This is a genomic window from Streptomyces sp. DSM 42067 (assembly GCF_055792885.1).
In genome coordinates this window covers 7531025-7544271 of the sequence record NZ_CM147706.1, presented here as the reverse complement: position 1 = coordinate 7544271, position 13247 = coordinate 7531025, and the positions used below count along the sequence as shown (strand labels likewise).

General features: G+C 69.1%; 13 protein-coding genes. 3 read left to right on the top strand and 10 right to left on the bottom strand.

The genetic code is table 11. The annotated features are described in order from the left end of the window. Positions 1-190 precede the first annotated feature (190 nt). Positions 191-811: a S1 domain-containing protein gene (locus ACSMXV_RS33925; RefSeq protein WP_473174944.1), complete on the top strand. Its 621-nt coding sequence runs from the start codon at positions 191-193 to the stop codon at positions 809-811. Here the strand turns inward: ACSMXV_RS33925 and ACSMXV_RS33920 are convergent. From ACSMXV_RS33920 to ACSMXV_RS33910, 3 genes are all read right to left on the bottom strand, one after another. Beyond that, positions 747-1574 carry an inositol monophosphatase family protein gene (locus tag ACSMXV_RS33920; protein ID WP_473174943.1) on the bottom strand — a complete coding sequence of 276 codons (828 nt, stop codon included), beginning with the start codon at positions 1572-1574 and terminating at the stop codon, positions 747-749. The two genes, ACSMXV_RS33925 and ACSMXV_RS33920, sit on opposite strands and share 65 nt — an antisense overlap. A 133-nt stretch (positions 1575-1707) precedes the next feature. After that, entirely contained in the window at positions 1708-3573 is a 1866-nt protein-coding gene (locus tag ACSMXV_RS33915) for a gamma-glutamyltransferase family protein (protein WP_473174942.1), read from the bottom strand. A 461-nt stretch (positions 3574-4034) separates the two neighbouring features. Further along, positions 4035-5057, bottom strand: a complete 1023-nt coding sequence (locus ACSMXV_RS33910; protein WP_473174941.1) for a zinc-dependent alcohol dehydrogenase family protein — start codon at positions 5055-5057, stop codon at positions 4035-4037. Here ACSMXV_RS33910 and ACSMXV_RS33905 point away from each other — a divergent pair. Continuing rightward, the gene (locus tag ACSMXV_RS33905; RefSeq protein ID WP_473174940.1) at positions 4990-5775 is read left to right on the top strand and encodes a transposase; all 786 of its coding nucleotides are present in this window, start codon (positions 4990-4992) and stop codon (positions 5773-5775) included. The genes ACSMXV_RS33910 and ACSMXV_RS33905 overlap by 68 nt on opposite strands. Before the next feature lie 50 nt (positions 5776-5825). Here ACSMXV_RS33905 and ACSMXV_RS33900 read toward each other — a convergent pair whose 3' ends face one another. Further along, the gene (locus ACSMXV_RS33900; protein ID WP_473174939.1) at positions 5826-6425 is read right to left on the bottom strand and encodes a TetR/AcrR family transcriptional regulator; all 600 of its coding nucleotides are present in this window, start codon (positions 6423-6425) and stop codon (positions 5826-5828) included. Positions 6426-6527: 102 nt separating this feature from the next. Between ACSMXV_RS33900 and ACSMXV_RS33895 the strand changes: the two genes are divergently transcribed. Next, positions 6528-7691 carry an epoxide hydrolase family protein gene (locus tag ACSMXV_RS33895; RefSeq protein WP_473174938.1) on the top strand — a complete coding sequence of 388 codons (1164 nt, stop codon included), beginning with the start codon at positions 6528-6530 and terminating at the stop codon, positions 7689-7691. A 63-nt stretch (positions 7692-7754) separates the two neighbouring features. Here ACSMXV_RS33895 and ACSMXV_RS33890 read toward each other — a convergent pair whose 3' ends face one another. From ACSMXV_RS33890 to ACSMXV_RS33865, 6 genes are all read right to left on the bottom strand, one after another. Then, positions 7755-7892: a hypothetical protein gene (locus ACSMXV_RS33890; protein ID WP_473174937.1), complete on the bottom strand. Its 138-nt coding sequence runs from the start codon at positions 7890-7892 to the stop codon at positions 7755-7757. A 157-nt stretch (positions 7893-8049) separates the two neighbouring features. Further along, on the bottom strand, positions 8050-8763 hold the full coding sequence (locus tag ACSMXV_RS33885) for a MerR family transcriptional regulator (RefSeq protein ID WP_473174936.1): 714 nt from the start codon (positions 8761-8763) through the stop codon (positions 8050-8052). 33 nt (positions 8764-8796) lie between these two features. After that, a complete protein-coding gene (locus ACSMXV_RS33880; protein ID WP_473174935.1) occupies positions 8797-10272 on the bottom strand; it encodes a flavin-containing monooxygenase in 1476 nt (491 codons plus the stop codon). A 397-nt stretch (positions 10273-10669) separates the two neighbouring features. Continuing rightward, on the bottom strand, positions 10670-11158 hold the full coding sequence (locus ACSMXV_RS33875) for a hypothetical protein (protein ID WP_473174934.1): 489 nt from the start codon (positions 11156-11158) through the stop codon (positions 10670-10672). A gap of 307 nt (positions 11159-11465) precedes the next feature. After that, complete coding sequence (gene cpt / locus ACSMXV_RS33870) at positions 11466-11999, bottom strand: chloramphenicol phosphotransferase CPT (RefSeq protein WP_473174933.1); 534 nt, start codon at positions 11997-11999, stop codon at positions 11466-11468. Between the two features lie 177 nt (positions 12000-12176). After that, on the bottom strand, positions 12177-13049 hold the full coding sequence (locus tag ACSMXV_RS33865) for a universal stress protein (protein WP_473174932.1): 873 nt from the start codon (positions 13047-13049) through the stop codon (positions 12177-12179). Positions 13050-13247 lie beyond the last annotated feature (198 nt).

Genomic DNA, 13247 nt, shown 5'->3' with positions numbered 1-13247 from the left:
TGTCAGCCGACGGCCACTGCAACCACAGGATATGCCGCGCCTCTGACAGCCCGACGGGGAGTTGGCAGCCAGCCCGGCCTGCCTTGAAAGCAAGGGAGCCGGCCAGCCTTGCAGCGAGCCGGGCCAGGCTCGAATCCGGCCCGGCCAGGCTCGGGGAGCCGGCCCGGCGGCCGTTGGTAGTCTCGGCCGGATGGTGGGGCGCCGCTTTCGTGTCTGGCCCGACGAGGACGAGACCACGTACTGGTTCGAGACCGCGCCGGACGGCTGGCCGATGCGCCAGGTCTCCTTCGCGGGCTCTGCCCGTGTTCCCGTCACCGCCGCTTCCCAGACCGAACTGGGTCTGGTCCGCGAGGAGTTCGGCCCATTGGGCGTGCAGCTCTACGAGGCCGTGTACGGCGTCCTGGCCGAGGGGCCCGCGGAGGAGACGCCGGATGCGGAGCCGGTGACGGAGGAGGAGTTCGCCGACGCCTGGCGGCACGCCCGCTGGTATCGCCACTGCGAGGCGCCGCCGTACGACAGCGGACCGCTGCCTGCGGGCGCCCGCATGATCGGCGAAATCGCCCCGACCCCCTGGCCGCCCGGCGTCACGGGTCTGTTCGTCGACATCGGGCTGCCGTTCGACGGCTTCATCGACATGCCGTGGCTGCCGCGCGATGCCGACGACTGGCCGCCCGTCGGCACGGAGGTCGAGCTGGAGGTGACCACTGTGCGGTTCGACTTCGAGGACGCTCGGGCACGCCTTCAGATCAGGCTCCGCCCGAGAGCAACCCCGCAACCCGGCGAGCCGTGGCCGCGTCTCGCGCGGCCGTGAACGGCAGCGCATTGCCCCCGGTTATCCGGAACGGCTCGCCCGCACGCGTCAGATGCGCACCGCCCGCCTCCTCCACGAGCAGCACCCCGGCGGCGTGGTCCCAGGCGGCCTCCCATGAGAAGGCCACGGCGTCCACCTCACCGCGGGCGACGGCCAGATACTCCAGCCCGGCCGAGCCGCACGGCCGCGGGTCCACGCCCTCCACGCGCAGCCCGAGCAGGTCCTGCTTCTGCTCGGGCGTGGTGTAGTCCGGGTGGGACGTGGCCACCTGCAGCGCCTGACCCGCGGCGGGCGAACCGGCCCGCAGCGGTTCGCCGTTGAGCACGGCACCCTGCCCGCGAACAGCCACGGCCAGCTCGTCGAGCGCCGGCGCATACGTCCACGAGGCGATCACCTCGCCGCCCAGCGCAAGCGCGACGAGCGTGCAGAACCCGGGGTCCCCTTGCACGAACTGCCGCGTCCCGTCGACCGGGTCGACGATCCACACCGGCGCCTCGCCGCGTATCGCCTCGTACGTCGTCGGGTCCGCGTGCACCGCCTCCTCGCCGACGACCACCGAGCCCGGCAGCAGCTCGGTGAGCGCTGTCGTCAGGAACTCCTCGGCCAGCCGGTCCGCCACGGTCACCAGGTCGTGCGGCCCGCTCTTCTCGACGATCTCGTGCGCGGCGAGCTGCCGGAAGCGAGGCACGATCTCGACGGCGGCCGCCTTGCGGACCACCTCCTCGACGTGGGTCAGTCCGTGTACGAGAAAGTCATCAATCATGCGTCCATGAGAGCATGCGCCACTGACATCGCCCGCCGGGCCCGGTGTACAGGGGGTGGAATCACCGTGAACGGGATGAAAGCCGCCCCGCTCCGCCGCCTCGTCCTCGGGCTTCCGCAGCTCAGGCCGCCCCTCAGCGCCCCACGGCGTACCCCTGCATCCCGCGCGGATTGGCCGCCGCCGACAGAATCCCGGTCTCCGGGTCCCTGGCCACCGCGCACAGCCGCCCCTCCGACCACGGCTCCCCCACCGTCACCTCATGACCGCGGCGCCTCAGCTCCTCGACGACCTCGGGGTCCATACGGGACTCGACGGTGACGGAGCCCGGTCGCATCCCGCGCGGGTAGAAGGAACCGGGGAAGCTGTCGTTGTGCCAGTTCGGGGCGTCGATGGCGCCCTGCAGGTCGAGCCCGCCGCGCACCGGCCCGCGCAGCGCCACCGCCAGGAAGAAGTGCACCTGCCACTGGTCCTGCTGATCACCGCCGGGCGTTCCGAACGCCATCACCGGCACCCCGTCCTTCAGGGCGAGGGACGGGGTCAGCGTCGTACGGGGCCGCCGGCCGGGCGTGAGCGAGTTCGGCAGGCCCTCCTCCAGCCACGCCATCTGCAGGCGCGTGCCGAGCGGGAAGCCCAGCTCGGGCACGACGGGATTGGACTGCAGCCAGCCGCCGCTGGGCGTGGCCGCGATCATGTTGCCCCAGCGGTCGACGATGTCGAGATGGCAGGTGTCGCCACGGGTGCCGCCGTCCGGTGCGACATCCGGTTCGCCGGGCACGGACGATGCGCCGGATACGGGCGAGCGGCCGCTCCCGCCCACGGTCGGCTCGCCCACGCCCGCCCCCGCGAGACCCATCGCATCGAAGCCGGGTTCTCCGGAGGCCACCACGCGCGCGTGCTCGCTCAGCTTCGGGGTGCGCCCGCCGGGACTCCCCGGCCGCAGCTCGGGCGAGGCCTTGGCGTCGATGAGCGCGCGCCGCCGCGCGTTGTACGCGTCGGACAGCAGCTCGGCGACGGGCACCTCCGCCGCGTCCCCGTACCAGGCCTCGCGGTCCGCCATCGCGAGCTTGCAGCCTTCGATGAGCAGATGCACGTAGTCGGCGGAGCCGTATTCGGGCAGCTCCTGCGGGAGCAGGGCGAGCTGCTGCAGGAAGACGGGCCCCTGGCTCCAGCTGCCCGCCTTGCACAGCGTCCAGCCGCGCCAGTCGTACGTCACCGGCGCCTCGTACGACGCGGACCAGGAGGCGAGATCGTCCAGGGTGAGCGTGCCGGTGTGCCGGGTGCCGCTGGTGTCCATCGTGGGGCGCTGCGCCTGCCGTATGAGCGCCTCGGCGATGAACCCGCGGCTCCAGATCTGCCGTGCGGCCTCGATCTGTGCGACCCGGTCCGTGCCGCCCGCCTCGGTCGCCTCGGCGATCAGGCGGCGCCATGTGGCGGCCAGCGCCGGATTGCGAAGCAACTCCCCCGGCCGTGGGGAGCGGCCCTCTGGCAGATACACCTCCGCCGACGAGGTCCACTCGGTCTCGAAGAGCTCACGGACCGTCTCCACGGTCTCGCAGACGCGCTCCACGGGCGCGTGGCCGTCCTCGGCGTACCCGATGGCGTACGCGAGGACGTCGGCGAGCGACTTCGTGCCGTAGTCGCGAAGGAGAAGCATCCAGGCGTCGAAAGCGCCGGGCACGGCGGCGGCGAGCGGCCCGGTGCCCGGGACGAGGTCCAGTCCCAGTGACCGGTAGTGGGCGACGGTGGCCCCGGCGGGCGCGACGCCCTGCCCGCACAGCACGCGCACCTCGCCGCCCGTCGGCGCCAGGATGATCGGTACCTCACCCCCGGGGCCGTTGAGGTGTGGCTCGACGACATGGAGTACGAAACCGGCGGCGACCGCGGCGTCGTAGGCGTTGCCGCCACCCTCCAGCACGGCCATCGCCGACTGCGAGGCGAGCCAGTGGGTGGAGGAGACCATGCCGAAGGTGCCCTGGAGCGTGGGCCGGGTACTGAACATCTGGCGTCTCACCTCGCTGTTTACGCGCATCGGTCCATCCGATCAGCGCTCAGGAACTGTCCTGGGGGTCTGGGGAGTTCCAGCCAGGACTCGCGTTCACGTGATCATCAAGCAGGCTATCGATCGCCCTGCGTCCCTTCTCCGCTGCCTCCGGAATGAGGTGGGCGTAGTGGTCGAGCGTGATGGTCGCGGCCCGCCCGAAATGCAGTTCCTCGGCGACCGCGAGCCTTTGCCCTCCGCCGCGTGGAAGTCGTAGAAGCAGCGCAACACGGTCTCCCCATGAGCCCAAGTCGACCGGCGTCGGCCTGCCGGTCGCAGGTTTGGGCGTACCCGCGCTCGAGGATCTGAGCGCCATCGGGGCCGCCTCGTCCGCCGGAGCGATGCGGAGCCGGCACCGATCGGCCATCGTGGGGCTCGACGGCGAGATCGAGCACGGCGGCGCAAGGGCGTGCGAAGGCGCGTCAGAGCGTGAGGAGCACCTTGGTGGCACGCCGCTCGTCCATCGCCTTGTAGCCCTCCGCGGCCTGGTCCAGCGGCAGGGTGAGGTCGAAGACCTTGCCGGGGTCGATCTTGCCGTCCCAGATGAGCTGGATCAGATCGGGCAGGAACCGGCGCACCGGGGCGGGGCCGCCGTGTACGTGGATGCCGGCGAAGAACAGGTCGATCCCCTGGATCGAGACGTCGTAGTTGACGCCGACGAAGCCCATGTGCCCGCCAGGACGGGTGGCGCCGATCGCCTGCATCGTCGCCTCCTGGGTCCCGACGGCCTCGACCACCGAGTGCGCCCCGAGCCCGCCCGTGAGTTCCTTGATCTTCGCCACGCCCGCCTCACCGCGCTCCTCGACGATGTCGGTCGCGCCGTAGAACCGGGCCAGCTCCTGCCGCTCAGGGTGGCGGGACATCGCGATGATCCGCTCGGCGCCCAGCTGCTTGGCGGCGAGAATGGCCATCAGGCCGACCGCACCGTCCCCGACGACCGCGACCGTCTTGCCGGGACCGGCTTCGGCTGCGACGGCACCGAACCAGCCGGTGCCGAGCACGTCGGACGCGGCCAGCAGCGACGGGATCAGCTCCGGGTCCGGCTGCCCTGGCGTGGGCACCAGGGTGCCGTCCGCGTGGGGGATGCGGGCCTTCTCGGCCTGGGTGCCGATCGTCTGCGCCACGAATTCCCTGTGGACGCAGCCGGACTGGTAGCCCGAGCGGCAGATCTCGCAGGTGTTGTCGGAGATGACGAACGACCCGACGACGAAGTCGCCGACCTTGACGTTCTTCACCCCGGAGCCGACTTCCTCGACCACGCCCACGTACTCGTGCCCCATGACCTGGTGGTCGGCGGGCTCGACCCCGCGGTAGGGCCACAGGTCCGACCCGCAGATACAGGTCGCGGTCAGCCGGACGATCGCGTCGGTGGGGTCGATGATCTTCGGCTCCTCACGCTCCTCCACCCGGACATCACCGGCCGTGTACATCACTACTCCACGCATGTGGGGGTCTCCTCGTTTCGTGTACGGCGCCTACGACGCCGATTCGTGGTCTGGAAGGCACGGCTTCCTCTTGGGAGGGCGCAACAGCCCCGGTGTGACGCGTCTGGCGACGCCGGCGCCCTGGGCGCCACCGACGCGGTGCCCTGGACGAGCATGGAAGCCGGGGAGGACTGTCCTTGATCTTCGACACGCACGTCGCCGGGGGTGTGGAGGATTTCTCCTCGCATGGTGGTGCTCCATCTCCGGAAGAGTCGTGCCTGCGGGCGCGTGGAAGGCACGGCATCCGTCGGTTTCCGGCCATCAGGGGCGTTACGAGATGCGGGAGATCGTCAACGCGCTGCGGTACCAGAACCGGACCGGCTGCCAGTGGGAACTGTTGCCGCACGACCTGCCGCCGACCGGCGCGGTGCGCTACTACTTCGACGTGTGGAAGCGCGATGGTCTCGATGCGCGGATCAACGACGTGCTGCGGATGATGGTGCGCGAGAAGGCCGGACGCGCCGCGGACCCCACCCAAGAACAACAGGCGAACCTGGTTCGACAGCGCCGCCTGTGCCAACGGGCTCAACCTGCGCACACCGCGAACGGCGCAAGGCCGCGCGTTTTTCTGACCTCAGCGAGCGCGATCCGGGCTGAGCGGCACACACCCTCGACTAGAGACCCGTCGACATCGTCGCGATCACACTGTTCTCACCGGATTCTTGGCGGGGTGCGGTGACGATGTCGTGTCCGGCAGGACGATCCGTGGCTCCGCTCGAGTGCTGCGGGTCAGGGCTGGTCGCCCACGAGAGCGATTGCGCGCGTCTCGGGAACTCCCAGCATCAGCAGGCTCGTGATCGTCGCTGCTCGGGCGCCTAGGGTCCCGTTCGACAGGTCACTGTCCGCGATGGCGAACACGACGCCGTAGGCAACCTGGCTCAGAATGCCCGCCGGCAGGTGCTGTGCGAACACGTCGCTGTCCTGGCCCCGTTTCACGAGATCGGCGAGGAGCTCATCGACTGGCCCGAGCAGGCCGTGGATCGCCTCGCCGTACTCGCCACGGCGCAGCGCCAACAGCACTCGGTACCGGTGCGCCACCGGCCAGACGCGGGCGATGAATTCGACCCATGTCGCGTCCGCTTCCGTGCCGGAGGCGTTGGCTTCGGTGAGCACGGCTGTCACTTCGGTGACGGCCCGTTCCGTGAGTGTCCGAACCAGGTCGAGGCGTGAGGGGAAGTGGTCGTAGACGGTGCGACGGACGACGCCGGCAGCGGAGGCGATGTCGCCCATTCCGGCGTCGGGGTTCTCTCCCAGCACATCGAGGGCGACGTCGAGGATGCGATTGCGGGTCTCGATCATCGAGCGCACACGGGCGGACTGGGTGGACATGGCGCCAGTATTGCACACGTGTGTACAGTGAGATTGGCTGTACACCAGTGTGCAGTGAAGAGTTGAGCTGCACTTCGAAGCTCAGGAGAAGAGAAGAAGGCAATGACCGCACCGACGCCACCCACCTCGACCCTCGTCCGCCCGTTCACCGTCTCGATCCCGGAATCGGAGATCGACGACGTCAAGCAGCGACTGGCCAGAACTCGATGGCCGGATCCGGAAACGGTGGGCGACTGGTCGCAAGGGGTTCGCGTGGAGAACGCCAGATCTCTGGTCGACTACTGGGAGCGCGGCTACGACTGGCGGCGCTTCGAGTCCGACCTCAATCGCTTCCCCCAATTCCTGACCGAGATTGATGGGCTGGACATCCACTTCATCCACGTCAGGTCCAAGAATCCCCACGCGATGCCGCTGATACTCACGCACGGATGGCCGGGCTCGATCGTCGAGTTCCTGAAGCTGATCGGCCCGCTGACCGATCCGGTTTCGTTCGGAGGAGACGCCGCCGATTCATTCGACGTCGTCGTCCCGTCGCTCCCCGGGTTCGGGTTCTCCCAGAAGCCCACGGAGACCGGGTGGACTGTATCGCGCATCGCCAGCGCATGGGCGGAGCTGATGAAGCGACTCGGCTACACGAGATGGGCCGCGCAGGGCGGCGATTGGGGTGCCGTCGTCACCACCGCCCTGGGGGCCATGCAGCCTGAGGGGCTTCTCGGAATTCATCTGAACACCCAGTACGCCTTTCCCGCACAGATACCCGACACCTTGTCGCCCGAACAGCGCTACGCCGTGGAGACCCTCGCCCTCTACGCCGGTGATCTCGGTGGGTCGAACCACCTTCAGGGCACGAAGCCGGAGACTGTCGGTTTCGCCCTGGCGGACTCTCCCGCTGGCCAGGCGGCCTGGATCTACGAGAAGTTCCAGTCCAAGACCGACAACCACGGGCTCGCCGAGGATGCTCTCAGCCTCGACGACATGCTCGACGCGATATCCCTCTACTGGTTCACCAACAGCGCAGCGTCGTCCGGCCGCATCTACTGGGAGAACAAATCGCTCACTTTCGCCGGCCCGAAGGTGACGCTTCCGGTCGCGGTGACCGTCTTCCCGAGGGACATCCCACGCGTGCCACGTAGCTGGATCGAAGACACCTACAGCAATCTGATCCACTACGGCGAGGCCGACAAGGGCGGGCACTTCGCGGCCTTGGAACAGCCCGAGATCCTTGTCAGCGAAATCCGCACCGGCCTGCGCACCCTTCGTTCCTGACGCCAACGCGCGAGCTCAGCGGGCAATAAGCGAGTCTTCTAACGTTTTGCCCGTTGGTCTGGATCAGGATTGCTGGTCGGCGGGGGCTGTCGGGGCTTGAGGGCCGGGCTGTGCGAACAGTCCGGGTTCGGTCTCGTCGAGGAATCCGAGGCTGACCAGGCGCTTGAGTTTCGCGCGGGTGCCTTCGACGTGCTTGGGCATCAAGGGCAGGTCCAGCGCGAGGCATAGGTCGCGGGCGCGAACGAGCCGATCGTCGGATGCCTTGGCCGGAGTGCTGCCGCTACTCGACCGGGGCGGATCAGGTCCTGCGGGTCCAGGTGAGGGGCATCAGGGCCCCTTCCTCCTCCGGTTCCCGGTGTCAGCTCTGGAAGAGGTCGATGCGGTTGCCGCTGGGGTCGGCCACGCAGGAAGAGCGCGGCTTCCAGGGCCTGTCGGCAGGGGGCTCGATCTCGGCCGCGCCTGCGTCAAGCGCCCGCTTGTGGACCGTGTCGAGGTCGGCGACCAGAAGACCGAACCGTGAGGGGCCGGCGGGGCCAGGATGGTTGGGCTCGTGCGCGACGGTCAGCAGGAAGAACTCCTCACCGGGCCAGGTCCCGATCTGGAAGGAGGAGATCTCCTCGTTGAACTCCGCCGCAAACACGTGCTCGTAGAAGGCTCTCGCCTCGCTGAGGCTGCGGACGTTGATGGTCACCTGGACGATGCGCGGGCTGGTCACCTGTGGCATAGCGACTCCATGTTCGATGTAGTGGTCCAGGGTGTGGACCATGCGGGACAGGGTGTGAGCACGTTCCGCCAGCTCCTGCTGGTGCCGGGTCAGGACGGCCTTGCGGGTGATCGGGTCCGGGTCGTCCAGGACCTGGCGCACTTCGTCGAGCGGCAGGTCGACCTTGCGCAGGGCGCCGATCAGCCGGGCGCGCTGGACCTGGTCGGGTCGGTAGCGGCGGTATCCGGTGTCCGGGTCGACCACCGCTGGAGGCAGGAGTCCGACCTCGTCATAGTGCCGCAAGGCATGGATGGACAGGCCACTCAGGAGTGCGAAGCCGCCGATGCTCAGGAGGTTGTCGTTGCTCACTGGAACAGCATCGGGTTTCGGGTTGCCCGAGAGTCAACCGTTGCCGGCTGTCGCCGAACTCGATCGCGTCAGGCCCGCGTAGCGGTGTGCGACTCCGCCGGGAAGCAGGTATTCGGCCAGCAGGTTGCCGGCGCGGCGGGATGGCAACCCCATGTCGTGCAGGAGTTCGTCCGCGCAGTGGATGTCGTAGGGGCCGAAGTCGTAGCCGCCGGAGCCTGGCAGCACCTTCTCCTGCCAGGCCAGGCGAGCGTCGATGGCCTCCCGCATCTCCTGCTCGCCCGGGGTGGTGCGCAGCGTCTCCCGGAAATAACAGGTCAGCCAGTGCGCGGTGAGTTCCATGCCCATGATGTTGTTGAAGACCTGCCGGAAACCGACGAACCCCAGCCGGTCGGCGCTGGGTGGCACGATGCCTCGGTAGAGCCGCAGCCGCCCGGCGGAGTCGTGCACTGGCACTGTCGAATCCAGGAACGGGAAGACTTTGTGGTGCCCCGTGGCGAACACGATGACATCCGCCGCCACTTCCTCGCCGGTCGCCAGTCGCAGCCCCTTGTCGGTATACGCCTCGACAGCACTGACCTTGGGGGCGATCTGGCCGCGGCGGACGGCCCGCGCGTAGCCGCGTGGCATCACTCCCGCGTGGGCCAGGTGGAAGGGGAGCGCGTGAGCGGGCCGCAGCTGCCTCGGCAGCCGGTACAGCCCGGTGGAAATCAGCATGTCGCGGGTGATGAGCCACCACAGAGCCCGCTTGACCCGCTCGTCGATGCGGTCGATCGGACGGATGCAGGCAGGATCGTGGTAGCGGGGCAGGAGCGCCTCACCGAGCCGGGTGAACAGGATCCACTTGTAGCCGACCAGCCCGAGCAGGAACCGCTCGGGGACCATCCAGTTCACCTTGCGTTGCACGAGGGTGGCCGAGGTCGCCTCACGTGCGGCGCGGGTGATCAGGTCTAATGCGGACTTGCCGCCGCCTACGACTACCACGCGCCGGCTGGCGAATGTCCCGGCCCGCACCTCGTTGGAGTGCAGCACGGTCCCGCGGAACAGCTCACGCCCGGGCAGCTCGGGCATTTGTGCATGATGATGAGCCCCACTGGCGACAACGACGTAGTCGAATGTCTCGTGATGAACCTCCGCCGTCTTGTCCCCAGCGGGCCGGGAGTCGATCAACCAGCCGGAGGCGCCCACCCGCCCAGGCCCCTCCACGGGCCGGATGGAGACCACCTCGGTGCCGGGTCGGACGCGGTCCAGCACACCGAAGGTCCCGGCGTAGTTCTCCAGGTAGCGTTGCGTGTCCACCGCACTGGCGAAGTGCAAGCGGTTGGGCAGGTCCGCGAACTCGAAGATGCGGAGCGCGGACTGGTTGGCCAGCCCGTCGTAGCAGCCCTCTGACGACCATATCCCGCCGACCTGCTGGTACTTGTCGAAGACCGTGACGTCGAAGCCGTTCTCCAGCAGCACCTTGGCGGTGACGATTCCCCCGGGGCCGGCCCCGACAACGCACGCTCTCATCAGCTGCCACCCTCCGCGGGGATCGGCGCATCCAGCTCGCTCATCATCCCAGTCGCGGAGCCCCATGCCCAGGGTATGGCCACAGTGCCTGAGGCATCAGCCGACTCGGTGACAGCGCGTCAAGTCACGGTGGCGTGCAGGACTTACCGCTCTCCGTGCGGATCCCACCGGCCAGATTCGTCGTGCGAGACGCCGTCGGTCCGGACCCAGGCCCGAGGTGTGGATGATGACGTAGACGCCCCATCCTGGGTGGTATGTCCTGGGGCCGGCCGCTTCGGCGACGAGGCCCGCTGCCAGTCGGTTCCTTCCGCGGCCCGGCCGGGCGAGCTGTCCGGCGGCCAGCAGCAGCACGTGGCGATCGCACGAGCGAGGTCGCTGTAGGCGGACTGGGCCGGCGTCACCACGTCAGGGTCAGCGAACCTCCGACCGGCAGCGTGTGCCAGCGGTCGGCGTAGTCGTCGAACCGGGACACGATCCGGTCGACCACCGGGGGGATCTCTCCCGCCGTCACATACGCCGGCAGCTCCCGCGCGTGGCCGTGCCGCACCTCCCACACGGGTACGGCGATGCCCGCCAGCTCCTCCGACCTGGCCATGTCGGCCTGGGCCTGGGGGGACGACTTCACTCGCTTCGACTTGCGGCGCCGGGCGGCCTTGGCGCGCTCCGCGGGATCGGCGGGCCAGAACAGGCCGTTGTCACCGGCGGCCAGCCGCCCGTAGACCCCGAGCTTGATGCCCGCCTCCGCCTCGACGAGGAAGTGCACCAGGTCGTGCGGGAGATACGGATGCCCGCCGGGCCCGTTGCGCGGGGCGAGCGCGGCACCGGTGTCGCGGTGCACGGCGATGTCGTAGCTCGTACCGGGACCCTTAGTGAAAACGACGCGCATGCCCGGCACGGTAGGTGACGGTCGCGGCCGCACGCCACATGTTTTCCGGCGCGCCCGGCGGGAGGCATCCAGGTCGGCACGCCAACGCTGATCTGTCCGGCACGGCGTCGCCACGCCTCCGCTTCCCTGTCGTCGGCGTCTTCGGGCTTGGTGGTGCGCTCCAGCGCGAGCGTGATCCGTTCGGACTCCTCACCGTTCACCGGACCCCCATCAGAGGGAGGCGTCTGTCTCACGCTGCTGGCAACAGCGCGTCAGGCAGGCGTCCATCAGGTCGGTTCATGGCCGTCAATGGTGGCAGGAGGGTTGATCAGCCGACGTGGGAGGCGATGGTTCGCGCACACACCAGGGACTCGGTATGCGTCGTGTCCACCTCCAGGTCATAGATCACCCCCTCGTGAACCGGATCCGCCTGCAACGCGGCCATTCCCTGGACCCGGTCTCCGCGTGCGACCTCACGGCCCGCGGCGACCGCACTCTCACACTTGACGCCGACCCACAGCACGGCCAGATCGCCAAGTGCCTTCTGCCACCGTTGCTGAGACGCCGCTCCGCCGAGGAAGACGTCATCGATGATGACCCGGGCGCCTGCACGGGCCATCGCCACGACGCCCTCCATCCATGCCGCCTCCAGCGCCATGAAGTCCGCCCCGACGCTCACCACGCCGTCCGCCGCGATCTCGATCCCCTCGTCCGACGCCTGCATCTTCGCGGGCATCGCGTCGACGAATGAATCGACCCCGAACGCCAGCCACGGATCCGGCAGTACGGCCTGCAGGCACCGTACGATCCCGGACTTCCCCGAGCTGGAACCACCGTTGAGAATGATCATCTGAGTCGTCACCGCGCCACGGTAGTGGCGCGTCCCACACGGCAGGAAACGAATATCGGCAAGTACGCCGAGAACGACTTCTTCCGACCGCAGGCCAAGCCCGCAGGTGGTGACCCTGCGGTGGCACGGTGAAGGCGACTTCATCGCCGCTCGTACCGGACCACTGCGACGACGGGGACCGATCGGTGCTCAGCGGTGCGGTACCACGGCGACGGGGCAGGCCGCATGGTGCAGAGCGGCGTGGGCGACGGACCCGATGTGAGTGCCGATGGGGGAACGACGTACCCGGCGTCCGACCACGAGCAACTCCGCGCGGGAGGCGGCCGACAGCAGCACCTGTCCCGCGCTGCCGATTTCGACATGCTCGATCACCGGCACGCCGGGGAACCGCTCCCGCAGCGGAGCGAGCGCCTCGCCCAGTGCCTTCTTCTCGAACGGCTCCAGCCCTCCCGCCTCGTCGAGCAGCCGCATCGAACCCGGGCTGTACGCGTAGAGGGGCGGCAGACTCCACGCACGCACCACTCGTACAGTCGCGCCTCGCGCGGCCGCAGCCTCGAAGGCGCATGCAAGAACGTCTTCGCTGTCCTCCGGACCGCCCTGCTGGCCCACGACGACCTCGCGGCCTTCCAGACCATCTGTCTCCCTGTGGTGGGCCCGGACCGAGACGACCGGCCTCGTCGCGGCCGCGATCACCTGCTGACCGACGGAGCCGAGCAGGAAGCCGACAAGGGCGCCGTGCCCACGGGATCCGAGCACCAGCATGTCCGACCGCGCGGCCTCGTTCAGCAGAGCGTCAACCGGCGTGCCCGAGAGCAATTCGGCCGTGACGGGCAGGTCCGGGTACCGACCGGCCACGCGTGATTCGGCTTCCCGCAGTACGGCGCGGGCCGACTGGGCCTGAGCCTCCCTGTCCTGCACAAGAGGCAGGTCCAAGGGCTGCCAGAGCCAGGCGTGCACGATACGGAGCGGCGCCCCGCGCAGCGTGGCTTCGCGGGCCGCCCACTCGGCCGCGGCCAGGCTTTCAGGGGATCCGTCCACTCCGACAGAGATTGCGAGGGTCACGGGTTGCCTCCGTACGGTTTCACGGGCACGGCCGCTCAGCCGTCCCTGTCTCCTTCCAGCTTGAGGGGGAGCGGGGGCTGTGGCACGAGGGCCCGGGCCGGGCAAGGGCACCTGCCGCCACAGCCAACCGTTTCCCCCACGGCGCTCCCGGAGCGGCCTTCGCAGGCATGACGGTCCAGACCTCCCGAAGGCCGGCCG

Excerpts from the sequence above, each read along its gene's own strand:
- ACSMXV_RS33900 (WP_473174939.1), bottom strand. The coding sequence starts at position 6,425 with ATGTCCACCCAGTCCGCCCGTGTGCGCTCGATGATCGAGACCCGCAAT.
- ACSMXV_RS33920 (WP_473174943.1), bottom strand. The coding sequence starts at position 1,574 with ATGATTGATGACTTTCTCGTACACGGACTGACCCACGTCGAGGAGGTG.
- ACSMXV_RS33890 (WP_473174937.1), bottom strand. The coding sequence starts at position 7,892 with ATGCCCAAGCACGTCGAAGGCACCCGCGCGAAACTCAAGCGCCTGGTC.
- ACSMXV_RS33880 (WP_473174935.1), bottom strand. The coding sequence starts at position 10,272 with ATGAGAGCGTGCGTTGTCGGGGCCGGCCCCGGGGGAATCGTCACCGCC.
- ACSMXV_RS33910 (WP_473174941.1), bottom strand. The coding sequence starts at position 5,057 with ATGCGTGGAGTAGTGATGTACACGGCCGGTGATGTCCGGGTGGAGGAG.
- ACSMXV_RS33875 (WP_473174934.1), bottom strand. The coding sequence starts at position 11,158 with ATGCGCGTCGTTTTCACTAAGGGTCCCGGTACGAGCTACGACATCGCC.
- ACSMXV_RS33895 (WP_473174938.1), top strand. The coding sequence starts at position 6,528 with ATGACCGCACCGACGCCACCCACCTCGACCCTCGTCCGCCCGTTCACC.
- ACSMXV_RS33915 (WP_473174942.1), bottom strand. The coding sequence starts at position 3,573 with ATGTTCAGTACCCGGCCCACGCTCCAGGGCACCTTCGGCATGGTCTCC.
- ACSMXV_RS33905 (WP_473174940.1), top strand. The coding sequence starts at position 4,990 with ATGATCTTCGGCTCCTCACGCTCCTCCACCCGGACATCACCGGCCGTG.
- ACSMXV_RS33925 (WP_473174944.1), top strand. The coding sequence starts at position 191 with ATGGTGGGGCGCCGCTTTCGTGTCTGGCCCGACGAGGACGAGACCACG.